Here is a 22,246-nt window from a genome sequence, read left to right as displayed (position 1 = left end):
ACCGGTAATGCGTCTCTCGATCCAAGGCCAGGCGACAATCACCGCGAACGCGAGCATGATGCCCAGTACCCCCCACAGCACTGCGGGCACGGTGTAGCCGAAGACGTAGAGCTCCCAATCCGGGACGAGCCGCAGCAGGCCGTCGGTCCACATCAGGTAGATATCGGGTGGCGATCCGGCCGCTACCTGGGATGGCTTATAGGGCCCGAGGTTCCAGACCGGGTTAATCTGCAGTAGGCCACCCATAAGCGCGAGAACAGCGGTCACGATGGCGAAGAACGCGCCGGATTTCATGGCGAATACCGGAACGATCCTCACCCCCACAACATTGGACTCGGTACGGCGCGGACCCGGGAATTGTGTGTGTTTCTGGTACCACACGAGCGCCAGGTGCACCCCGATGAGCGCGATCATGATGGCGGGAATGAGCAGCACATGCAGGGCGTAAAGTCTTGGCAGCACGATGTTTCCGGGGAAGTCGCCGCCGAAAAGCGCCCAGTGCATCCAGGTGCCGACGACCGGTAGCGACATCATGCCCTGGGTGACCACGCGAAGTCCGGTGCCGGACAGCAGATCATCGGGCAGCGAGTAGCCCGCGAACCCTTCTGCCATGGCCAGGATCAGCAGGACCGAGCCGATCACCCAGTTGGCCTCGCGTGGGCGCCGAAATGCGCCGGTGAAGAAGATGCGCGCCAAGTGCACGACGATGGAGGCCGCGAACATCAGTGCCGCCCAGTGGTGGATCTGGCGGACAAACAGGCCACCGCGGACCTCAAAGCTCAGATTCAGGGCACTCTCGTAGGCCTTGGACATCTGCATGCCGCGCAACGGTTGGTAGACGCCGTTGTAGGTGACCTCGGCCATCGACGGGTCAAAGAACAGGGCCAGATAGATGCCCGAGAGCAGCAGCAACACAAAGCTATACAGCGCGATCTCCCCCAGCAGAAATGACCAGTGCGTCGGGAAGACCTTGTTCATCTGTCTTCGCAGGCCCGATGACGGGTGGTAGCGCGAATCGACCGCCTTGGCAAGCTCCGTTGCTTGACCCATAGCTGCTCCCTTGGGAAGAGACCTTATGCCTACTACGGAGAGTAGTACGTCATTACTACTCGCGGTAGTAATTGTCGGAGATTTGATGGAGCCAGCCATTTTGATAACAGAGCGTCTGCTCTGTTACTGTCCGGGGGTGCCCCGCCCGCGCATCCACTCCGTCGACGATCTGCTCGATGCCACCGAGCGGATCGCGGTGGACGCGGGCCCGGCGGCGGTGACGGTCCGGGCGGTTTCGCAGATGACCGGAACGTCCAATGGCGCGATCTATCATGCCTTCGGATCACGTGGTGCGATGGTCGGAAGGGCGTGGTTGCGTGCCGCGGAGCGGTTCCTTGCCATGCAGCGCGACGCCGTGGATAGAGCGTTCGCGACGGGTGCGCCCATCCACGTCGCCGCGGTGAACGCCGTTGTCGCGGCCGCCGACAGCCCCACCGTCTTCGCCGAACGATTCCCTGAATCCTCGCGGCTCGTGCTCGGCGTACGGCGCGAGGATCTTCTGGGCCCCGATGTTCCTGACGACGTCGCCGAGGCCATGGCGAACGTCGACGCCAGGCTTGTCGCGTTGTTCATTCTGCTATCGCAAGCCCTGTGGGATCGGGAGGACGGTCGCGCGGTTCAGGTCATCGAGGACTGCATCGTGGGGTTGCCGACCGGCCTTCTGCTGCGGGGTCGCCGCCGGCCCGATGTGGAAGCACGCGCTCGTCTGGAGGCGGCGGTACGCGCCATTCTTGCTCTCGATCCACCTCCAGTACGCCCAAAAATGAAGGGCGCCACAATGAAAGGAAGCACGTGATGCCCCCCACCCTCGAACTTCAGGACACCATCGCGGTTCTGAACCTCGGCACGGACGAGAACCGCTTCTCCCCCGATTGGCTCGATGCCGTCGACGGGCTGCTCGACGATGCGCTGACGCACGCCAAGCCATTGGTCACCGTGGGGACCGGAAAGTTCTATTCGAACGGACTCGATCTGGAGTGGCTGATGGCCCACGGTGATCAGAGTGATTGGTACGTCGGCCGCGTGCACGCGCTCTTCAGCCGAGTTCTCACCCTCCCGCTGCCCACCGTCGCCGCGGTCAACGGTCACGCGTTCGGGGCAGGGGCAATGCTTGCCGTCGCCCACGACTACCGGGTGATGCGATCCGACCGTGGGTACCTGTGCTTCCCCGAGGTCGATATCAACATCCCATTCACCCCCGGAATGGCGAGCCTCATTCAGGCCAAGGTGACCCCGCAGACAGCGGTCACCGCCATGACCACCGGGCACCGATACAGCGGAGACGCCGCCGTGGCTGCGGGTCTGGCCGACCGGGCCGTGTCCGAGGACCAAGTACTCAGTGTCGCAGTCGATCTGATGAGTCCCCTGACCAGTAAGGGCAGCGGCACCCTGGGCGCCATCAAGACGACCATGTTCGCCGCGACCACCGCTGCACTGGCGGCGTAAGGCCGCTCTACTGAGGTGGAATGACCGGTGGGCGACACACGTTGCCCACCGGGTCCCACCACCAACCGTTATCGCAGTTCAACGGTGTGGTCGCGACCGCTGGCCGGCAGGTGTTGGCTACCGGGTCCCACCATCCGTCCGGACAGTTGGGCACGATGGGATCCGCCGAGCCGATGCCCGGCGCGATGCCCGAGACCACGGCGAGCGGCAAAAGCGTTCCAGCGACGAGGATCACCAATCGGCGGGCAAGCAGGTTCATAGGGACCACCTCCGGTATCGGGTAGTGCTGCTTGTGTGAGCCTACTCGGCAGGAGGTATGCGAAACCTCGGTGCCAGTACCCGTTTTGCGGCAGCGTCCAGGGCATACCCGAGCGCACCGATCACGAGAATGACGGCCACCACCTGGTCGTAGGCCAGCTGATCGCGTGCGTTGAGGATTTGATAGCCCAAACCGGATCGCACGCCCAGCATTTCGGCGGGAACAAGGACCACCCACGCGATACCCAACGCGATGCGCACACCAGTCTGAACGCTGCCCCGGATGGCCGGGAGTATGACCGCGGTGAGGAGTTCGATGCGAGTGGCATGAAATGACCGTGCCACGTGCAGGTACCCGGGTTCGATACCGTGCACGCCGGCGGTGGTGTTGAGGAGAATCGGCCATACCGCCGCCGCGGCGATGAGGAAAATGACAGGTTGACTGCCGATCCCGAACACGGCCACCGCGATCGGCGTCCACGACAGTGGCGAGATCATCCGCAGGAACTGAATAACGGGACGTGCCGCACGTTCGGCGGTGGAACTCACGCCCAGTAACAGGCCCGCTGGTACGCCGATCACAACGGCAAGGCAGAGTCCGATCACCAATCGCCACAGGCTGATTCCGGCGTCCGGCAGTAAGACGCCGCGATTCAGCAGATCGATGACTGCGGGCAATACTTTGTCCGGGGCGGTCTGACGTAGCAGCGAATGGGGTTGGCTGAGTACCGAGCTCGCGAGCCACCACAGGACGATGCTCGCCGAAATGGCCAGTGCCGGAGGCCAGATCTTGGGGAGCAACCGTGGTTTCGCGGGTGTGGCTCCGCCGTCACGGATGATCGCGGGAGCGCTCTCGATGGTGCTCACAATGCCTGTACCTGTTCTGTTCGGGTGAAATCGGCTGCGATACCGAAGGCCTGTGGTCCCCCATGTGTGGCGATTGCCCGGCGGACAAAGGTGTCGTCGACGAGGTCATCGTGTAACCGGGCTGGGTCCAGCCGGTCCAGAAATCCACGATCGCCGTCGACCACGGTGTCGTGCATCGACTCGACCAACCGCTGCGTAAAGCTCCGATAGGGAAACGGTTGGAAGCCAAGGCGCTGTGGGTGCCAATCAGGATGTTTCAGCGGGTAGGGCGGATTTGGGTAGGTCAATGCCGTCTGCACCGCCGCCACCGGTTGCGGCAGGTATTTTCCTCCGGCGAGCGTGGTCGCCGCCGCTTTTCTGTCGCCGTCGATCCGCAGCTGGGCAGCTACCACCGCGTCGGTGACACCCTGTACGGCCGGGGCGCGACCGGCGATCACATCATCGCGTGTGACGAGCACGCAGCAGGCATGGTCACGCCACACATCGCCGAGAAACGTATGAATCCGTCCGATCTTCTTGATCTGTGCGATGGCGTTGAACGGATCGGCGACGACGTATCCCCCGATGGACCGGTTGGCCAGCGCCGGCACCATATCGGAGGGGCTCATGACGATGAGCTCAACGGTGCGCTGGCCACGCGAGGCGGCGCTCCGAACCACCGGCCGCAATCCATGGCCGCGCAGCAGCTCTTGTAAGACGATGTTATGGATCGACCACCAAAAGGGAATGGCCACTTGGGTGCCGGCCAGATCCTCCAGGTGTTCGATATCTGGGGCCACGGTGAGTGCCGATCCATTGGTGTGATTCCACCCGAGCACGCGTACACCGTGTCCCAGTACCTGTCGGAGCTGGATCGCCATCGGCATCAGCAGATGCGCCACATCGATCTGCCGGGCCATGAAGGCCTCCGCCAGTGCGGCCCAGCTACGGAACAGCACGGGTTTGGCGGCGCTGACAGCGCCCGCCGGATACATCCCGGCGGCGTGCGCGAGTAGCAGCGGTGCTGCGTCGGTGATCGGCAGATACCCGATGCGCAACTGGGAGGTGGTGTTCGAGGCGTCGGACACCGCGGCGCGAATCAGTCCAGCACCACCGAAAATTCCTGCCGTGGCCGTTATCCCAGCAGCTCCCGCCAGTACGGCCCGGCGCGAGACAATCCCGCTCACTCGGTCCCCGTCTCCGCCGGTTGATACTGGGTCAGGATTTCCTGGCGTACCCGGCCGTGCTGCACGGCGGCACCGCTATCGAGCGACCACTGCTGACGTATACGTCCGTCGTCGCCCAAGAGGATCACTCTGTGCGCGAGTGTCAATGCTTCGTCGACGTCATGGGTCACCAGGATGACGGTGACGGCCAACTCTGCGGCCAGATCTGCCAACCAGGACTGCAGATCTGCCCGCGTCGCAGGGTCGAGGGCGCTGAACGGTTCGTCCAGGAGCAGTAACCGAGGACGGGTAGCCACCGCGCGCAGGATCGAGACACGTTGGGCCTGACCGCCAGACAATTGATCGGGATATCGATCCGCGAGCCGCCGTATCCCGAAACGAGCGACCAAGTCGTCCACGTACGCGTCGTCGAAGCCGCTGCGGTGCACCGCGAATCGCTTGGCAAATGCGATGTTCTCCGCGACGGTGAGCCACGGCATCAGCAGGGCGTCTTGGAACACCACACCCGTTCGTGGCCGCCCTCCGTCCGATCCCCAGTCGACGGTTCCGGTGCTGAGTTCTTCGAGTCCCGCGAGTACGCGCAACAGGGTGGACTTGCCACTCCCGCTGGGGCCCAGGACGGCCACGAACTCGCCGGATGTCACGTGGACATCGATCTCCCGGAAGGCAGCTGTTGATCCGAAATACCTGGTGCCGTGTGTTATTCGTACCGCGTCAGTTCCCACCGCAGCTGTCCTTCCGAGGGTGATTGAATGGGCAGAAACGCGGCCTCGCGAAACCGCCGGTTGGCCGCCGTTCCCAGCGCGTAACCGGCGCCCCCGGCCAAGGTGACCTCCAACCGCGACGCCTGACCGGCGAGGACAGCGGCATCCAGCCGGAGCCGGAGAAGCTCGGCGATGCTGGGACCAGATGGTGCTGCCGCAAAGGCGTAGAGACGATCTCGCAGGGTGTGATTCTGCTGCAAGAGCTCTCCCAGTTCGGTGGTGAACTGTCCGGCGAGCTCGCTGCGCGCGGATTGTGCGCCGCGAAGTGCCGCACCGCTGACCCCGGTGCAGAAGGCGGTCTGGAGCAGGAGAAAGGCCGGCCGGATTCGGGCGACGAAACCTCGCAGGTCTGTGCTGATGATGTTCTCGGCAGGAACTTGGAGATTATCCAGTTGCAGGGATGTCGAGGCCGTGGCCGTTAACGCCATCAGATTCGGCGGTCGATCGATGCGTATCCCCTCCGCGTTGACATCGACCGCCACCACGAAGGTGGCACCGTCCGCCCCGCGGGCCGGCAGCACCATCAGCGCATCGGGAAACACGTTGGAAGCCCATCGGATCGGGCCGGTAATGCGTAGGCCGTCGGGATGCGTCGTAGCGCGCAGCGGTACCTCCCCCAGCCCCGCAACCTGTTTGAGACCGGCTGCCATCGCGGTGACCCCCGGGCGGCGTCCGGCCGTCAGGGCGGGCAGATGTGCCGCACGAAAGGCCTGCGGCGCCAGGCTCACATACTCGATGGTCATGCGATGCGCCCATGCCGAGAAGCCCACGGCCAGACTGCTTGTGGCTATCCGTTCAATCACCCGCGCCACGGGTGCGAGGTCAGCAGCGGCAAGACCGGCATCGAACAGACCCTCAGCGCCCAGGGCGGCGATATCGGCGCGTACGTCAGTCTCCTCCGCGTCGAGAGCGGCCGCACGCGCCGCCACCGAGTCGCCGACCCGTTCCAGGGCCGCGTCGATGTCCTTGACCACGGCCGCCGTCATAGCGAGATGTTTCCAAGTCCGTGCAGTCTGTCGACCGGGGTGTCGACGGCCTTGCGGGCACGGAGCACAGCGTCCTCGTCGGGCGCGTCGTAGAAGCACAGGCACTTGTCCATGTCTTCACGGACGTAGGTACGCAGGAAGCTCACTTCAGGCACGTCGGCGTACTTGGGCGCCTTGGCCTTCTTGCGTGCGAGATAGGTCTGCATATCCAGGTCCGCGGGCAGGTCCCATTCCACCAGGTATCCCGCCGCCGGTCGCACCGATTTCAGCTGGTCCAGGTCTGCGCCCACCAGGCGAACCGGATGCGGTCCCGAAACCGTCTCAACGCCCAGAGAATCCGCGTCTAACAGGGTCGCCTCACCACTGAACTCGGCGATGACGAAGATACGGCGAGCCTCGCGTGTCACCTGCGCTTCGATCAATTCGCCGCCGCCGCGATGAACCAGCCCATCGATATCTTTGAGAAGTTGTGTGGCATCGGGCTTGTCGGCAGGGGCAAGGGCGATCTCGTAAAGATGCAGCGTCACGTCACTCTTCCTAACTTCGGTGGACGACTTCGATGTGCGACAAGGGGGACGGTTCCATGGACAGACCGGTCTGTCTATGGAGGTCTGGTGGGTTACCCTGCTCTCATGAGCCCCACGACAGCACCCGCGGCCGCTGCGGCCGCCTCGACTCCCCGTGTGCTCGCGCCCGCCGATCGACTGCTGCGCGCGGCCGCAGATCTCTTTGCGGCGCAGGGAATTAGAGCGGTTGGGATCGATCAGGTCCTGCGTGAGGCGGGGGTTGCCAAGGCGAGTCTGTACAGCAGTTACGGATCCAAGGATGCGCTCATCGTCGCCTACCTCGAAGAATTGGATCAGCGTGATCGCAACCGCTGGAACGCGGCGGTCGCTACGCAGCGCGATCCCATCGCTAAGGTCCTGACGTTCTTCGATCTGGCCGCCGCTGCCGCGAGTGCCAGAAACTTCCGCGGCTGTCTGTACGCGAATGCCGCTACCGAATTCCCCGGAACGGAATGGGAACCGGTGCGAGCACATCGTGAGTGGTTCCGTGCGACCGTGACCGCACTGCTGCGCGAGGCCGGGATGTCGCGCCCTGACAACATCGCCCGGCGCGTGCAGCTGTTTTACGACGGTGCGCTGACCGCCTCCAAGATGGAGAAATCCGTGGCGCCGATAACGCTGGCGCGCAAACTCACTCGCGAATTGATCGGCTAGACGACAGGACTCTGGTTGGATGGAGCGTATGACTGAGGACGTCAGAGTGGTCTCTGCGAGTCGCGAGATTGATGCGCCGGCGGCGGCGATCTTCGAGTACATCGCCGATGCCGCGCGACAGCGCGAATGGGATGGCAATGAGAACCTGGCCGAGGCCGCCGCGGGGCAACGCGTTCACGGTGTGGGCGATGTGTTCGTGATGACCCTGACCAACGGTGCGGTTCGCGATAACCACATCGTGGAATTCGAGGAGGCGCGCCGGATCGCGTGGTTGCCCTCTGAAGTCGGCAAGGAGCCGCCTGGCCACCTCTGGCGATGGGAGCTGGAGCCGCTTGGCGATAACCGTACTCGGGTGACCCATACCTACGACTGGACGAACCTGACCGACGAGAAGAGGCTGCCCCGGGCCCGTAGCACCACCTCGGAGCGGCTGCAGGCCTCGGTGGACAGGCTCGCGGCACTCGCCCAGTCACGCGCCTAGCCCGCCCCGGGATTCTACGGTTCCGTCCTTGACCTCAAGCTCACTTGAGGTTGAACACTGGGCTCATGACAACGAAAACGTCGAATGTGCGTCAGCTTCGATCGGATCTGTGGGAGACGCGCAGGGACAGCCCGTTCCCCGGGCTGACCACTCACGCCTACCTGTGGACCCGCCCCGACGGGAACGTGCTGTTCTACAGTCCAGCCACCGAGGCCGACTTCGAGGCGATCGCAGAGCTGGGCGGCGTGGCCCACCAGTATCTGTCGCATCAGGACGAGGCCGGACCGATGCTCGCCGTCGTGAAACAGCGATTCGGGTCGGCACTGCACGCATCCGCCCACGAGCGGAACGAGATTGGCGAGCACGCCGACCTTGACGTGCCCATCGACGAACGTCATGTGGATGACAACGACGTAGAGGTCATCCCCACACCGGGTCATTCCCCCGGCAGCACAAGCTATCTAGTCACGGGCGCGGACGGCCAGAGGTACCTCTTCACGGGGGACACCATGTTCCCCACCGAGGATGGCACCTGGTCTACCTTCCTGGGTCCCGGGCGCGGGAGCGCCGATGAGTTGGCGAGGAGCCTAGAACTGTTGGGGAGCCTCGACCCGGATGTCGTCATCTCCAGCGCCTACGGCGGGAACTCCGCGGTGTACGAGCTTCCGGGGGGCCGTTGGCGCGAGCTCATCGCACAGGCGCAGCAGAGCGTGCGACGCGACTAGGGGCGAACGGCCTGCGTGAACTCGAAGACTCCGCTGGGATCGTAGGCGGAGGCAATCCGTCGCAGTCGCGCCAGGTTGTCGCCGTAATAGGCCGCAGCCCAATCAGGCAGGCGGGGATCGATGTAGTTCACGTAGGCGGCGCCGCCACAGATCTCCGCGAGCCGATCCCGTGCCTCGTCCACGCGGCGATACGCGACGGACGAGTCTGTGCCGACTCCGTGATAGATCTGGATCGATGCGGCGGCCCGTCGATGCGGGAAGGCGGTGGCGTCGGCCGCAACTCGGCTGACGGCGCCTCCGAGGCTATCGAAGATGAAGGTGAGTCCGCGGTCGCCGACGAGTAACGCCGCGATTCTGGAGGTGTCGATCGCCGCGTGCGGGACCATCCGGGAGGACGCCACAAACGCCTCGCGCTGCAGCTGTCCCCTCGCGGCCCCGGTCCATGCCGGATGACACTGAGCCACCGTCAATGTCGAGCAACCGCCCATGAACTTCATGGCATCGAGAAAAGTCTTGTCGGCGACGAATCGATCGGATGGAACAATGCCTATCGCGCGGCGGAGAGCATCGACCAGGGCGCGTGGATCGTCAGTCTTGGCGATACATCCGACGATCCGGCATTGCGGTGTGGTGCCGGCCACGGCGTGCAGGGTTGTCCACAGTTCATCGGGCGCATCGCCCATGTACATCAGCCACCGGTGCATGATCGCGGCGGCATCCCCCGGCGCGTAGTCGAGCGTGAACACCGTGAGGTCGGTTGCCTGTGCGGTCTCGAAGGTGAACTCCGTGGCAATGCAGAAGTTTCCGCCGCCAACTCCGCGGATAGCCCAGAACAGATCGGGCTCGGAATCCGGCGACAGGACCCGGATCCCACCGTCGGCGGTGACCGCGCGGGCCGATATCAGTTGGTCGCACGTGAGTCCGAACTTGCGGGTGAGAACCCCCACCCCGCCCCCGAGGGTCAGCCCGGCGATGCCGACGGTCGGACAGGAGCCGCCGGCGAGCATCCGGCCCGCCGACCAGACGCCGGCGTAGACATCGATCAGACGTGCGCCGGATCCGACCGTTGCCCGTGTCCCCGTCACCGAGACCGCCGCCATCCGCCCGAGATCCACCACCAAGCCGTCGGTCGGGACGCAATAGCCCGCATAACTGTGGCCGCCACTGCGCGCCGCTATGGGTATCCCGGAGCTGGAGGCGAACTCCACGCAACGCGCCACATCCTGTTCAGAGGCACAGAAGGCCACCGCGCCAGGATGATGTATATCGAAGAGTGGATTGAACGTTCGCGCGGCCTCGTCCCACCCAGCGTCCCCGCGCACCGTGAGAGTTCCGGATAGCTTGCGGCGCAAGTCTTCCCATCGAGGGATAAGTGGTACGTCTCCTGAGAGGATCGGGGAGCATCCGGTGATTGCCCCTCCGCCGAGCGCCAAGGCCGCCCCGGCGGACAGCACACTGCGTCTGGTGACCAGCGCAGCGCGCGGGCGATCCGGTTGGGGGTCCATCACTGCTCCTGTCGGCCACTGTCGGGTGGATTCCCCATCTTGTCGCCTACTACCGGTGCGCGGTGCGCGCAACGGTAGATTGGCCCACATGACGGTGAGCCCGGCACCCGATCCGGTGGCCGATATAGCGCTCAGCCCCACCGGTCCGCAGGTAGGGGCCTTCTTCGACCTGGACGGCACTCTCGTGGCCGGATTTACCCCGACGGCACACGCTCGCGATCGGATGCGCCGTGGTCAGGCCAGCGTCGGCGAGGTTCTCGGAGTCCTGGAGGCCACATTCCGGTACAAGCTGGGCCGCATGGAGTTCGAGCGTTTGGTGGTGCGCGCCGCGGGATACCTGCGCGGCGACTCGCTGGCCGAACTCGAAGCCGTCGGTGAACGAATCTTCCACCAGCACAATGCCTCGATGATCTATCCGCAGATGTACGAGCGCGTGCGGGCGCATCAGGAACAGGGGCACACCGTGATGCTGAGTTCCTCGGCGCTGACCATTCACGCCGAGCCGGTGGCCCGCCATCTCGGCATTACCCATGTGCTCTGCAACCACTTTGATCTCGACAATCAGGGGCGTCTCACCGGCGGTATCCGCGCACCGATCGTGTGGGGACGGAACAAGGCGACCGCGGTCGCACTGTTCTGCGAATCCAACGGTGTTGATTTGCAACGCAGTTACTTCTATGCGGACGGCGAAGAGGATATCGATCTGATGTCCCTCGTCGGTGAACCCTGCCCGGTCAACCCGCGCGGCCGGCTCGCGGTCATGGCATCGCAACAAGGCTGGCCGGTCCTGCGGCTGAACGATCCCAGGCCCCGTGGCGTGCGCTCGTCGCTGCGCAGGCTCGCCGGGTTTGTTCGTCGATAGGCTTGGATCATGGCGGGACGCTATGTGGCATTGGGAAGTTCGATGGCGGCCGGACCGGGCATCCTGCCGCGTGCGCCAGGCTCGCCTCGACTGGCCGGACGTTCGGCACGCAACTATCCGCATCATGTTGCTGCCCGCAAGGGATATCAGCTGGTCGATGTCACCTATTCCGGTGCGACCACGGCACATATCCTGACCGACCCGCAGAACACCGCGGCGCCGCAGATCGGCGCGCTCGATGGCACCGAGGAGCTGGTGACGGTCACGATCGGCGGTAACGACGTGGGCTATGTGCCGTTCTTGTTGGCCGCGTGTCTGCCGCACGTTCTGCGTGCCCTGCCAGTCGTCGGCGGCGGATTGGCCGACATGCTCGACACCGATAAGCGGGATGCGGCACTGGCTGTTGTGGGTCAATCGCTGCGCGCGGTAGGTGAGCAGGTGCGGAATCGCGCACCGCGGGCGCGGGTGATCTTCGTCGATTACCTCGCACTCTTGCCCCCGGAAGGCGAGCTCGCGCCGCCGTACACCCAGACCGAGACCGCCAGTGGACGTCGCATCGCCGCCGAACTCGCGGCGGCCACCGCGGCCGCGGCCCACACCACCGGCTGCGAGATCGTGCGCGCATCGGCGGCCAGCGCGGACCATCACGCCTGGTCGGCACGGCCCTGGACAACCCGTCCCGGATTCCCGTGGCCGTGGCGCCCGGCTCCCCTTCATCCCAACGCGGACGGCATGAGCGCCGTAGCCGATCTGATCGTGGCCGTATTGGACGCCGCGTCTAATGACTGAGGTTGCGGAGTGAGCCGCCCGCGCCATTGCGATACTTGATCCTGTGCGCATAACTGCCCTGCTGATGGTTCCCGTCTCGGCCCTTGCGATCGGCGTCGGATTCGCCAGCCCTGCCTCGGCTGTGGCGCCTCCGGCGGACGGGACATATCGGATGATCGAGGAAGGATTCGGCGAGGTTTCCTGGACGCTGTCCGCGGTCTGCGTACAGGCCTCGGGCACCCGCATTCAGTCCGACTACACCGACCCCACCATCCAGGCCGACGGCTGCACGCTCACGGTCACCAGCGCGACACCCGACATCCTCAAGCACAACGACAGACTGCAGAACTACTCCACCACGGCCAAGCTGGTCGACGACCAGTGGACGTTCCTGCATGCGCGGCCACAGGGCATGACCTGCCCGGACGGGACCTACGCGCCCACCCAGGAGAAGTACGTCTTCAACGACGAGACCCTCGCCGGGGTGCACACCACGATCCACAGCGCGGTATGCGGCGGTCAGCCCGGGATGACAAAGCGGCCCTTCAGCCTGCAGTTCGTGAAACCACTCGACGTACCCGTCGATCGGTTCCCGCAGTACTGCGATGGCTTCGCGCATTGCTGGTGACGGTTAGGGCAGCAAGGGCACCCGCCAGAGCGGTACGCCCGGGTCGATCACCAAAAGCCGCGTCATCGTCAATCGCGTGATGAGCAACGCGCCTCGAATCATCACCACCGCGACGGGCAGCTCGGCCAGAACCGCGGTCAGGATCGCCCATCGCACCTCCGCGGGGCCGGCTGTCATCACGTCGAACCAGGCGTCGCAGATCAGGAGCACTCCGGTGGTGAACGCCGTTAAAACGAGTAGTTGACGACGCAGCAGACCCAGTACCGCGGTCGCGGCCATGAATGCCACCAACAACACGTCGAAGCCGACCCACGTCGCCGTCCACCGCTGTGCCACATAGTTTTCGGGCAGCGTGAACGCAAGATAGGTGATCCACGGGATCAGCGCGATCGAGCCGCCGATCATCAAACCCAGCCGGAGCACGCGAAACCTCGCCAGATTCGGCGGCGCCACCTCGCTGAGCGGGCGTTCCAGCCGCTGAATCAGGTCCCTTCGCTCCTCGGCGGACAGCGCCGCGATGGTCTCGTCCGATAGATAACTCTGGGTCATGTCCAGCTTCCTCCCAGGAAACGTCATCACAATGTCAGCGTGCCACCGACTACGCCGATGCCCCCTCCGGCGCCGACTCCCATTCCACAGCTGCCTGCGAACGACTTCCACCAATACAGCCACGGGATTTCAGCCCTCGGCGGTTGGTTTCCGATGGTCGTCCAGGTGCTCGCGGTGGTGGCCTTGCTGGTGGTCATCGGATGGCGCACGCGCCGGTGGCGCCTGCTGTGGGTGCCCGTGAGCGTAGCGGTCGGCGCGGTGGGCGCGTTGGCGGCGTGGATGTATATGAACTCCGAAGGGTTGGCGTCAGACCCGGCGCCCTTCAAATTGTGGATATGGATCGGTGTGTTCGTCACGTCGGTCGCGGTCGCCGTCATCGGCTTCCGGGGTGCGCGCTGGTGGCGTCGCGGTGTATCCGTGTTGGCCATTCCGCTCACGCTGCTCGCGGCACTTGTCGCGCTCAATGCCTGGGTGGGCTACTACCCCACCGTGCAGGCGGCGTGGGGCGCGGTCTCGGCGGGCCCACTTCCCAACGAGGTCGACATCACTGAGCTTGCGGGTCTGCGTAATTCGAATCCCAGTACCGGCAAGCTTGTCGACGTCGACATCCCCAGCGACGCGAGCGAGTTCAAACACCGAGGCGAGTATGTCTATCTCCCACCGGCCTGGTTCGCGGGCGATACCCCGCCGCGGCTGCCGGTGGTAATGATGATCGCCGGCGAGTTCAACACCCCGGCCGACTGGATCCGCACGGGTAACGCCACCCAGATGATCGATGACTATGCCAAATCCCACGGTGGGCAAGCACCGATTTTCGTCTTTGTGGATGTCGCGGGAAGTTTCAATAACGACACCGAATGCGTCAACGGCCCGCGTGGCAACGCCGCCGACCATCTCACCGAAGATGTTCGCCCCTACGTGGTCTCGGAGTTCGACGGGTCGGCCGACCCGGCCAACTGGGCGGTGGTCGGCTGGTCGATGGGCGGCACCTGCGCTATTGACCTGACCGTCATGCATCCGGATCTGTTCTCCACATTCGTGGACATCGCCGGGGACCACGGTCCCACCGCGGGAACCAAGCAACAGACGATCGAGCGGCTGTACGGCGGAGATGCCGCCCGATGGGATGCCTTCGACCCACGCACCGTGATGGCCAAACATGGTCCGTACACCGGCGTCACGGGATGGTTCGAGGACGCGATACCTCCGGCAGGCAGCAAGAAGCCAAGCGGTGCAAAGCGCCCCACAGCCGACACCCCGACGGGAATCGGTGGGCATGACGATGTGACCGACGACGATCGCGACGGTGCCGCCGCGGATCTGTGCGCGGCGGCCCAGCAGGCGCAGATCTCCTGCACCATTCACCAGATGATCAGTGGGCATACCTGGCAATTCGCCAGCCGAACATTCTCGGGCGCGCTGCCCTGGCTGGCGGCGCAGCTCCGCACCCCGGGAAGCCCTTGAGTGCCTTACGCTCCCCCGACCTGAGCCCGCAGCGACTCCAGAAGCTCCTGCCACCATTCGCCGTGGCGGCGCAGGAACAATCCGTCTGGAAAGGTATGGCGGGCAACGTGATCCTGCGGAACCGACTCCCAGCCGAGGTGTTCGACCGTCACCCGGGTTTCGTCTCTGATCGGCTCGAACCGCACCTCAACGGTAGTCATCTGACCTTCGGTGAAGCTGTCCTGACGCCAGGTGAGGCCGAGCCGGCTGCCCGGTTCCCACGTTGTTACCGTGCCGATTTCGAACTCGGTGCCGTCCGGGTATGACTCGATGAAACGGCCGCCGAGCTCCGGTTCGATCGTGAGGGCGCCGCGGCGCCGAGTGAATCGGAACAGAGTGTTGGGCTGCCACCAGATTCCGATGTCGTTGACGAATACGTCGAACGCGCGCTCCGGGGTGGCACGTACCCGCAGCGACACCAGCACGCGTGAAGCCATCAGCCCTGCTCTCGCTCGATGTGCTCCTTGAAGGCCGAAAGTTGCGTAGCCCAGAGCTTCTCGATCTCGTTGAGCCATGCCTTGAGTTCCGCCATGGGAGCGGGACGCAATGTGTAGATACGTACTCGCGCGTCGAACTCGGGGTGAGATTCCTCGACCAGCTCGCTGGCCTTGAGGGTTCGCAGGTGCCTACTGAGTGCAGCGGGGCTCAGGCCTACGGCGTGTGCGATCTCCCCCGCGCGGCACGGTCGATCCCGCAGCACCTCAACGATTCGCCGCCGATTGGGGTCTGCCAGCGCGGTGAGTGTGCGATCTATGCTCGCGAGTTCCGGAGTGGGCCGGGTCAAACCCAGCCCTCGATGTTCAGACCGCTCGCCTTTTCGGCATCCTCGCGCGAGACCGTCCGCACCGACTGGCCGAAGGTCCAGACGTGTCCCTCGGGATCTTGAGCCCGGTACACCCGATCGCCGTAGAACTGGTCGGCCGGGCGCATCAAGATCGTGGCACCGGCCGCCTCGGCCTGCGCGCAGTGCGTGTCGATATCGCTGTCAATCTGAACATGGATCGTCTGGGTACACCTGCCACCGACCGTTTTGGGGCTGGCGACGCTGGCGTCCCACTCGGAGCCGACCATGAGATAGCCATCCCCAAAACGCATCTCGGAATGCTCGATCTTGCCGTTGTTATCGGTGATGACCATGGACCGTTCGAAACCAAAAGCCTTTTCCAGCCAGTCGAGGGCCGCCGACGGATCCTGGTAGACGACCGCCGAGGCCAGGCTAGCGCGTGTGCTCATGGTTGATATTTAACGCTTGCGTTGAATATCTGTCAACGGTCGCTCGAGCATGAGGCGCCCGCGGCTCGAGGACCGCTACGGGTTGACCTTGGAGACGACGTGCTCGGCGAAGCCCTCCAGGTTCCTGATCTTCGCCTCTAGTGGCTCGGTGTCCGGCCCGACGATGTAGGGAATGCGGAAGCCGACGATGACATCGGTGACGCCCTTGTCCTCCAGGCGTTTCACACCATCCACGGTGAATCCGTCGACGGAGATGACGTGGACCTCAAAGGGCTTATCGGCCGTCCCCTCTTCTTCACGGAACTTGTTGAGCTTGACCAGCAGCTCGTCCAGGTCCTCGGTGCCACCGCCATGCATCCAGCCATCGCACCGCGCGGCACGACGCAGCGCGGCGTCGGCATGTCCACCGATGAGGATCGGGATGGGCTGGGTCGGCGCAGGACACATCTTGGTCTTGGGGATGTCGTAGAACTCGCCATGGAACTCGAAGTAGTCGCCGGTGGTGAGCCCCTGGATAATCTCGATGCACTCGTCCATGCGCTTACCGCGCTTGGCGAAGGGCACGTTCATGAGTTCGTAGTCCTCGGGCCACGGGCTGGTGCCGACGCCGAGGCCCAGACGGTTACCCGTCAGTGCCGCGATGGACGAGGCTTGCTTGGCCACTAGGGCGGGCGGCCGGATCGGCAGCTTGAGTACGAAGATGTTGAACCGCAACGTCGAGGTCACCGCGCCGAGGGCCGCCGTGAGCGTCAACGCCTCGATGAACGGTTTGTCTTCCAGGAATTCGCGGTTCCCGTCGGGCGTGTACGGATACTTCGCATCCGACTCGTAGGGATACGCCAGGCTGTCGGCGATGGTCATACCGTGGTAGCCCGCCGCCTCGGCCGCCTGGGCCAAGGGAATGTAGTACGACGGATCGGTCATGGCCTCGGCGAAGGTGAACCGCATAGCTTCCTCCTAGAGTGCTTCAGAAACACATTGTGCTGTCGGTACTACGCACTCTAGCGGTTGCGAAATCTGAACTCGCATATTGATTTTACGGAGTCAACGAGCCTTCTCGTCTGCGCCCGCAATGGCGAAAAATAGTGCGGGGATGAGAATTTCGACGGCGAGCATGACAATCCAGAATGGATGGGGCACTCCGGAGTCGATCAGTGATGCCACCCTGCCCAGCCCACCCACCAGCAGACCCGCGGCGAGGAATCGGATGGCGATGCCGGGAATCGGCGACTGGCGGGCCACCCAGATCCACGCCGCGCCGTAGACGGCGAACAGCCCGGCGAAGAAGCGCTCCTGGCTGTCGTTGCTCGCGGTGATGTCACCCCCGCCGATGACCGTTCCGGGCCCCCCGATGAGGTGATAGAGGCCGATGGCCACGCAGATCACGCCGGTAAGAATCGCCAGGTACTTCAGCACTTTGTCCATCACTGCCCCCTCCGGGTCGCGTTGACTTGATAGAACGTTCTAGTAAGGACCGTACAATGCGACGAGGCCGGATACAAGGCCCGAAAGGACGCACCATGCCCGCTGATACACGCGACCGCATTGTCGCCGCCACCTGCGAGTTGTTCCGCCGACAGGGCATGACCGGCACCGGCCTCAAGCAGATCGCGCAGAGTGCGGGCGCACCCTTCGGATCGATCTATCACTTCTTCCCCGGAGGCAAGGCGCAACTGGCAGACGAGGCCATTCGCACCGCCGGGGGGATGTATCGGGATCTCGTGTTAACGCTCTTCGATCAGAGTGGCCCCGATCTGACGGCCACCATCCGCACGGCGTTCGCGGCCGCGGCCGACAATCTCATCGCGACCGATTACGCCGACGCCTGCCCCATCGCCACCATCGCCCTCGAAGTAGCGAGTACTGACGATCTCCTCCGTCAAGCCACCGCCGACGTCTTCACGGACTGGATTGATCGGGGTACTGAACACATCTCTGGATCGGGCCTGCCGTACGAGGTCCGCAGACGTCTCATGTTGGGATTCGTCACCAGCCTGGAGGGCGCGTTCGTGCTGAGCCGGGCGTTACGCAGCCCGGAGCCACTGCTCGCCGCGGGTGAGACGGTCGCAGCCGCCGTCGCGGCCGCACTGGTCGCCGCGGATGCGCTACGGGAATAAAGCGGACTGCGGTCCGGTTGAGCAAGGCATAAGAACACTCATCAGGAGGTTTGCATGCCAGCTATCACCGTGTCGTCTATGGACGCCCTGACTCTGCCGCGCATACCCACGCCCGGGCCCGCCGATACCGAACGTCCCGTGCGGTCCATCACCAGCGGGCCCCGTGGATACGAGGGTGAAGGCTTTCCCGTTGTGCGCGCCTTCGGCGGAGTGCCGTCCGCCGAGTTGGACCCGTTCATCCATATGGACCAAATGGGTGAGGTCGACTATGAACCGGGTGAGCCGCGCGGAACGGATTGGCATCCTCATCGCGGATTCGAAACCGTTACCTACATGATCGATGGCAGGTTCGCTCACCAGGACTCTCACGGCGGAGGCGGGCTCATTCACGACGGGGCAACCCAGTGGATGACCGCCGGGTCAGGAATCTTGCATATCGAAACTCCCCCAGCCGAATTGGTGGAGAGTGGCGGAATCTTCCATGGCATCCAGCTCTGGGTCAACCTGCCGGCTCGCGACAAGTTCCTGACTCCGGCCTACCAGGCCATTGAGGGGGCGCAAACCACGCTGGTGAGCTCGCCCGACGGTGGCGCCCTGGTGCGGATCATCGCGGGAGACATCGGACCGCATCATGGTCCGGGCAGCACGCACACGCCGATCACCCTGGCGCATGCGACCATCCAGCCTGGCGCGCAGCTCAACGTCCCATGGAACCGCGAGTTCAACGCGCTCGTCTACGTCCTGTCTGGACGGGGTGCGGTGGGTACATTGGGGCATCCGATCGAGCAGGGGCAACTCGCGGTGCTGGGTCCCGGCGACCGGATCACGGTGCAGGCCAACGCGGGTCAGGATGATAACCGCCCGGCGCTGGAAGTGCTCATGCTGGGCGGCCGCCCCATCCGTGAGCGTGTGGTGGCCTATGGGCCGTTCGTGATGAACACCAAGGCCGAATTGATTCAGGCGGTTGAGGACTACCAGTCAGGCAAGTTCGGCGCCATACCCCCGAATGCGCTGATGCCGCACGTCGCGCGCTGACCGTGAGGCGCCTATCGCCGGAATGCCCGGCGATAGGCGCTCGGCGTTGTCGCGGTGACCTTGCGCAGATGCGTCCGCATGGCCGTGACGCTGCCAAACCCACAGTGTGCGGCAATGGATTCCATCGTCATATCGGTGTTCTCCAGCAATTCGCGAGCGCGGGTGGCGCGCTGTACGTCGAGCCACCGTTTGGGCGTGGTACCGACCTCCTCACCGAAGCGCCGGTTGAACGTGCGCAGGCTCAGATGCGCGTGTCGCGCGAGTGCCGACACATCATCGATATCGGCGAGACGCTCGGAGGCCCAGCTCAGGGTCGGGCCGAGGCCGCTGGAGTCATGAGAGGTCTCGGTGGGCGGGATGAACTGGGCCTGGCCGCCATCACGATGTGGTGCCATCACGTTCCACCGGGCCATCTCCGACGCCGCGGCGGCCCCCAGTTCACGCCGCACCACATGCAGACACAGGTCCATACCCGCCGAGAGCCCCGCCGACGTGAGGATGTCCCCGTCGTCCACATACAACGCGTCGGGCCGGAGATCGACCTGCGGATAGAGCGTGCGCATGTCATCGCAGTACTCCCAATGTGTGGTGGCGGGACGTCCATCCAGTAGACCCGCGGCCGCGAGAACGAAGGCGCCCAGGCAGATGCTGAAGATCACGGCACCGCGTTGGTGTGCGCTCGCCAGAGCGTCCAGTACGTCATCGGGTGGCGGATAGTCGTGCGGGGCCCGCGCGGGAACGACGATGAGATCGGCGGTGTCCAGCGCGTCGATGCCGTGTTCCACGTCAATATTGAAACCGTCTGGCGTCCAGACACTTCCGGGTCGATGGCCACAGGTCACCAGATCGAAACCGTCCGGCTGGCCGGATCGCCCGGCACCCCTGCGGAACATCTGCACGGCGCATGCCAGGTCGTAGGTGATGACGCCATCGAGCGCGAGTGCCGCCACCGTCTTGGTGCCCATGGCTCACTATGGCATAAATCCGAGCATCTATGGCTTTCATGCCACTGGTTGTTTCGGGCGTACCGGCCTTGACTGAGGCGATGACGATCGAATTGGACTGGCAGTGGGCGACGCGGACCGGCGGCGAGGTCTCGGCGGCCCAGCGACGGGCACTGTTGGGACGCTTGTTTCGCGCGTTGCCCGCCATGGTCAGCGACACCGTCAAGACGAGAATGGGCCGGCGCGGACAGGGACGCGTGGAGTTCGGATCGATCGCGGTCCCCGATTCCGCGCTCGCACGCGCCGCCGAGCAGGAGGCACGGGACTCGGTAACACCCCACGTCCTCGAACACTCTTACCGCACCTACTTTTTCGGAAAGGCGCTGGCCGCGTTTGACGGCGTGCGGGTCGATGACGAGCTCGTCTATATCGCGAGCCTGTTGCACGATCTGCAACTTGAGCATCCGACACCAGGGCGGTGCTTCGCCGTCGTTGGCGGGGAGCGTGCCGCACAATTCCTCAGGGATCAAGGCGCCTCCGAGGACCGCGCGCAGGCGGTGGGTGCTGCGATCGCTGCGCATATCACCCTGGGGGCCAGTGAAAACCTCACCGACCCCGGTGGATTTGTGTCGGCTGGCGCGGGAACCGATGTCTTCGGTCTGCGGCTGTCCGACCTCGATGCCGGTTGGGTGGATGAGTTGCTGCGGCGGCATCCTCGGCTGGAATTCAAGCGGCACATGCTCAAGGCCTGGGCGGCCGAGGGCACCGCGGTACCGAATGGCCGCGCCGCGTGGCTGACCCGCTATGCGGCGTTCCCGCTGCTGGTCAAGGCCGCCCCCTTTGCCGAGTAGGGCTATCGCTGGAGCAATCGGCGCAACAGATGCAGGGCGACTGTGGTGGAACGCTCACGAATCTGGTTGCGGTTTCCCGGGATAACGACCCGGAGGTCGGCCCTCTCCCCCGCTGCGGTCTTCACGCAGAAGCACACCGTGCCCACCGGCTTCTCCGGCGTTCCGCCGCCGGGGCCGGCAACGCCCGTCGTGGACATCGCGATATCGGCACCCAGCGCCTTCAGCGCGCCGTCCGCCATGGCCTCGGCGACCTGCGGAGACACCGCGCCATGGTCGGCGAGTAACTGCGGGTCCACGTGCAGCTGGCCGATTTTGACATCGTTCGCATAGCTGATGACTCCACCCAGGAAGTATTCCGAGGAGCCCGGCACATCGGCGATCCGTGCCCCCAACAGCCCCGCCGTGCAAGACTCTGCCACGGCCAGGCGCCTTCCGCGCAGCAGCCCGGCCACCAGCTGGTCGACGGTCGAGCCGTCTGAGGAGAACAGTGCGGCGCCATGCCGGTCCTGGATGAACCCGTAGAGACGGGTCCACAGATGCTGGGCGGCGGCCTCGAATCGGGTGACCACCTCGACCTCGCTGCGTCGCAAGCAGGTGGTGATCTCCAGTGCGGCAAGGTCTCCCACGGCGCTTTCGGCGAGGCGCAGTGTCTCGGCGATATCGGGCTCGGTGATTCCGTACAGACGCAGCGTGGTCTGCTCAATGGCCGTGACATCGTCACCGAGGAGAGCCCGGAAGTGCCCGGCCCCGACTGCCGACGGCCACATTCGCTGCAGCTCATGCGGAGGGCCGGGCAACACCACGATGAGCACGTCACCCGTGCTCATGATCGCTCCCGGCGCGGTGCCCACCGGGTCAAGTACCTGTCCCTGTGCCGGCACGAGCGCCTGTTTGGCGATGCCGACGCGCAGCGCCTCCCAGTCCACGTTCTCCCACCGGTTTGCCATCGGTCGCAGCCGATCCATAATGGCTTCTTCCAGGGTGGCATCGAAAACAAGTGTGGTACCAGCGAATTCAGCGACGGTGGGTAGCGTCATATCGTCAGCCGTGGGCCCCAGGCCGCCAGATGTGACGATGAGGTCCACACGCTGATCGGCGAGAAACTGCAGTTGTGCCGTCAGATCCTCTTTGCGGTCTCCGCACACGCAGATGTGTGCGACATCGACGCCGACCGCGCGGAGCTGTTCCGAAAGCCACGGGCCATTCGCATCGGCCACCCGCCCGGTGAGGACCTCCGTACCCGTGACGACGATTCCCGCGCGCAACATGTCAGCAGCCTAGGCCGGTA

General features: G+C 64.6%; 28 protein-coding genes. 12 read left to right on the top strand and 16 right to left on the bottom strand.

Going from position 1 to position 22,246, the window contains the following annotated elements:
- The coding region (gene qcrB / locus B4400_RS22550) for a cytochrome bc1 complex cytochrome b subunit (protein ID WP_078312862.1) at positions 1 to 1,050 on the bottom strand (1,050 nt) is incomplete at its 3' end.
- A gap of 136 nt (positions 1,051 to 1,186) precedes the next feature.
- Between qcrB and B4400_RS22545 the strand changes: the two genes are divergently transcribed.
- The gene (locus B4400_RS22545) at positions 1,187 to 1,846 is read left to right on the top strand and encodes a TetR family transcriptional regulator (RefSeq protein WP_078312798.1); all 660 of its coding nucleotides are present in this window, start codon (positions 1,187 to 1,189) and stop codon (positions 1,844 to 1,846) included.
- Complete coding sequence (locus B4400_RS22540) at positions 1,846 to 2,496, top strand: enoyl-CoA hydratase/isomerase family protein (RefSeq protein ID WP_078312799.1); 651 nt, start codon at positions 1,846 to 1,848, stop codon at positions 2,494 to 2,496. The genes B4400_RS22545 and B4400_RS22540 overlap by 1 nt, the downstream gene beginning before the upstream one ends.
- Before the next feature lie 7 nt (positions 2,497 to 2,503).
- Here B4400_RS22540 and B4400_RS22535 read toward each other — a convergent pair whose 3' ends face one another.
- From B4400_RS22535 to B4400_RS22510, 6 genes are read right to left on the bottom strand one after another with little or no spacing between them, the layout of a single operon-like run.
- A complete protein-coding gene (locus tag B4400_RS22535; protein ID WP_078312800.1) occupies positions 2,504 to 2,755 on the bottom strand; it encodes a hypothetical protein in 252 nt (83 codons plus the stop codon).
- A gap of 41 nt (positions 2,756 to 2,796) precedes the next feature.
- Positions 2,797 to 3,621 (bottom strand): ABC transporter permease, encoded by an 825-nt coding sequence (locus B4400_RS22530; protein ID WP_139360370.1) that lies wholly within the window; start codon positions 3,619 to 3,621, stop codon positions 2,797 to 2,799.
- Positions 3,618 to 4,787, bottom strand: coding sequence for an ABC transporter substrate-binding protein (locus tag B4400_RS22525; protein WP_078312801.1), 1,170 nt, complete (start codon positions 4,785 to 4,787; stop codon positions 3,618 to 3,620). Before B4400_RS22525 ends, B4400_RS22530 begins: the two co-directional genes overlap by 4 nt.
- A complete protein-coding gene (locus tag B4400_RS22520; protein WP_078312802.1) occupies positions 4,784 to 5,512 on the bottom strand; it encodes an ABC transporter ATP-binding protein in 729 nt (242 codons plus the stop codon). Before B4400_RS22520 ends, B4400_RS22525 begins: the two co-directional genes overlap by 4 nt.
- Positions 5,488 to 6,537 carry an acyl-CoA dehydrogenase family protein gene (locus tag B4400_RS22515; protein WP_078312803.1) on the bottom strand — a complete coding sequence of 350 codons (1,050 nt, stop codon included), beginning with the start codon at positions 6,535 to 6,537 and terminating at the stop codon, positions 5,488 to 5,490. Before B4400_RS22515 ends, B4400_RS22520 begins: the two co-directional genes overlap by 25 nt.
- Complete coding sequence (locus tag B4400_RS22510; protein WP_078312804.1) at positions 6,534 to 7,064, bottom strand: DUF4242 domain-containing protein; 531 nt, start codon at positions 7,062 to 7,064, stop codon at positions 6,534 to 6,536. The genes B4400_RS22515 and B4400_RS22510 overlap by 4 nt, the downstream gene beginning before the upstream one ends.
- A gap of 105 nt (positions 7,065 to 7,169) precedes the next feature.
- Between B4400_RS22510 and B4400_RS22505 the strand changes: the two genes are divergently transcribed.
- The 3 genes from B4400_RS22505 to B4400_RS22495 all read left to right on the top strand — a co-directional run bounded on the left by B4400_RS22505 (position 7,170) and on the right by B4400_RS22495 (position 8,963).
- Positions 7,170 to 7,757: a TetR/AcrR family transcriptional regulator gene (locus B4400_RS22505; protein ID WP_078312805.1), complete on the top strand. Its 588-nt coding sequence runs from the start codon at positions 7,170 to 7,172 to the stop codon at positions 7,755 to 7,757.
- A 28-nt stretch (positions 7,758 to 7,785) separates the two neighbouring features.
- Positions 7,786 to 8,238, top strand: coding sequence for an SRPBCC family protein (locus B4400_RS22500; protein ID WP_078312864.1), 453 nt, complete (start codon positions 7,786 to 7,788; stop codon positions 8,236 to 8,238).
- A gap of 65 nt (positions 8,239 to 8,303) precedes the next feature.
- A complete protein-coding gene (locus B4400_RS22495) occupies positions 8,304 to 8,963 on the top strand; it encodes an MBL fold metallo-hydrolase (RefSeq protein WP_078312806.1) in 660 nt (219 codons plus the stop codon).
- Here the strand turns inward: B4400_RS22495 and B4400_RS22490 are convergent.
- Positions 8,960 to 10,468, bottom strand: coding sequence for an FAD-binding oxidoreductase (locus B4400_RS22490; RefSeq protein ID WP_502688427.1), 1,509 nt, complete (start codon positions 10,466 to 10,468; stop codon positions 8,960 to 8,962). The genes B4400_RS22495 and B4400_RS22490 overlap by 4 nt on opposite strands.
- A gap of 88 nt (positions 10,469 to 10,556) precedes the next feature.
- Between B4400_RS22490 and B4400_RS22485 the strand changes: the two genes are divergently transcribed.
- The 3 genes from B4400_RS22485 to B4400_RS22475 are packed head-to-tail and all read left to right on the top strand — an operon-like array spanning position 10,557 to position 12,726.
- Positions 10,557 to 11,330, top strand: coding sequence for an HAD family hydrolase (locus B4400_RS22485; protein WP_078312808.1), 774 nt, complete (start codon positions 10,557 to 10,559; stop codon positions 11,328 to 11,330).
- Between the two features lie 9 nt (positions 11,331 to 11,339).
- Positions 11,340 to 12,119, top strand: a complete 780-nt coding sequence (locus B4400_RS22480) for an SGNH/GDSL hydrolase family protein (protein ID WP_078312809.1) — start codon at positions 11,340 to 11,342, stop codon at positions 12,117 to 12,119.
- A 43-nt stretch (positions 12,120 to 12,162) separates the two neighbouring features.
- A complete protein-coding gene (locus B4400_RS22475; RefSeq protein ID WP_078312810.1) occupies positions 12,163 to 12,726 on the top strand; it encodes a hypothetical protein in 564 nt (187 codons plus the stop codon).
- Between the two features lie 3 nt (positions 12,727 to 12,729).
- Here B4400_RS22475 and B4400_RS22470 read toward each other — a convergent pair whose 3' ends face one another.
- Positions 12,730 to 13,275, bottom strand: coding sequence for a hypothetical protein (locus tag B4400_RS22470; protein WP_078312811.1), 546 nt, complete (start codon positions 13,273 to 13,275; stop codon positions 12,730 to 12,732).
- A gap of 39 nt (positions 13,276 to 13,314) precedes the next feature.
- Here B4400_RS22470 and B4400_RS22465 point away from each other — a divergent pair, with 39 nt between their 5' ends.
- Complete coding sequence (locus B4400_RS22465) at positions 13,315 to 14,739, top strand: alpha/beta hydrolase (protein ID WP_139361536.1); 1,425 nt, start codon at positions 13,315 to 13,317, stop codon at positions 14,737 to 14,739.
- 5 nt (positions 14,740 to 14,744) lie between these two features.
- Here the strand turns inward: B4400_RS22465 and B4400_RS22460 are convergent, their stop codons facing one another.
- The 5 genes from B4400_RS22460 to B4400_RS22440 form a co-directional block, all read right to left on the bottom strand.
- Positions 14,745 to 15,215, bottom strand: a complete 471-nt coding sequence (locus tag B4400_RS22460) for an SRPBCC domain-containing protein (RefSeq protein WP_078312812.1) — start codon at positions 15,213 to 15,215, stop codon at positions 14,745 to 14,747.
- Positions 15,215 to 15,562 carry an ArsR/SmtB family transcription factor gene (locus tag B4400_RS22455; protein WP_212566668.1) on the bottom strand — a complete coding sequence of 116 codons (348 nt, stop codon included), beginning with the start codon at positions 15,560 to 15,562 and terminating at the stop codon, positions 15,215 to 15,217. The genes B4400_RS22460 and B4400_RS22455 overlap by 1 nt, the downstream gene beginning before the upstream one ends.
- A complete protein-coding gene (locus B4400_RS22450; RefSeq protein WP_078312814.1) occupies positions 15,559 to 16,011 on the bottom strand; it encodes a VOC family protein in 453 nt (150 codons plus the stop codon). Before B4400_RS22450 ends, B4400_RS22455 begins: the two co-directional genes overlap by 4 nt.
- Positions 16,012 to 16,086: 75 nt before the next feature.
- Entirely contained in the window at positions 16,087 to 16,959 is an 873-nt protein-coding gene (locus tag B4400_RS22445) for an LLM class flavin-dependent oxidoreductase (protein ID WP_078312815.1), read from the bottom strand.
- A gap of 96 nt (positions 16,960 to 17,055) precedes the next feature.
- A complete protein-coding gene (locus tag B4400_RS22440) occupies positions 17,056 to 17,436 on the bottom strand; it encodes a DUF4345 domain-containing protein (protein ID WP_078312816.1) in 381 nt (126 codons plus the stop codon).
- A 95-nt stretch (positions 17,437 to 17,531) separates the two neighbouring features.
- Here B4400_RS22440 and B4400_RS22435 point away from each other — a divergent pair, with 95 nt between their 5' ends.
- Positions 17,532 to 18,128, top strand: coding sequence for a TetR/AcrR family transcriptional regulator (locus tag B4400_RS22435; RefSeq protein ID WP_078312817.1), 597 nt, complete (start codon positions 17,532 to 17,534; stop codon positions 18,126 to 18,128).
- Between the two features lie 54 nt (positions 18,129 to 18,182).
- Positions 18,183 to 19,163: a pirin family protein gene (locus tag B4400_RS22430; RefSeq protein ID WP_078312818.1), complete on the top strand. Its 981-nt coding sequence runs from the start codon at positions 18,183 to 18,185 to the stop codon at positions 19,161 to 19,163.
- An 11-nt stretch (positions 19,164 to 19,174) separates the two neighbouring features.
- Here B4400_RS22430 and B4400_RS22425 read toward each other — a convergent pair whose 3' ends face one another.
- Complete coding sequence (locus tag B4400_RS22425) at positions 19,175 to 20,128, bottom strand: GlxA family transcriptional regulator (RefSeq protein ID WP_078312819.1); 954 nt, start codon at positions 20,126 to 20,128, stop codon at positions 19,175 to 19,177.
- 29 nt (positions 20,129 to 20,157) lie between these two features.
- Here B4400_RS22425 and B4400_RS22420 point away from each other — a divergent pair, with 29 nt between their 5' ends.
- Positions 20,158 to 20,958 carry an HD domain-containing protein gene (locus tag B4400_RS22420; RefSeq protein WP_078312820.1) on the top strand — a complete coding sequence of 267 codons (801 nt, stop codon included), beginning with the start codon at positions 20,158 to 20,160 and terminating at the stop codon, positions 20,956 to 20,958.
- Positions 20,959 to 20,960: 2 nt separating this feature from the next.
- On the opposite strand, the gene B4400_RS22415 is transcribed toward B4400_RS22420, so the two are convergent.
- Positions 20,961 to 22,226, bottom strand: coding sequence for a competence/damage-inducible protein A (locus B4400_RS22415; protein WP_078312821.1), 1,266 nt, complete (start codon positions 22,224 to 22,226; stop codon positions 20,961 to 20,963).
- Positions 22,227 to 22,246: the final 20 nt, after the last annotated feature.

Origin of the sequence: Mycobacterium sp. D16Q13 (assembly GCF_002013375.1) — a bacterium.
GTDB lineage: Bacteria > Actinomycetota > Actinomycetes > Mycobacteriales > Mycobacteriaceae > Mycobacterium.
The sequence above is the reverse complement of the archived record's forward strand: the minus strand, read 5'-3'. Positions and strand labels throughout refer to the sequence as shown.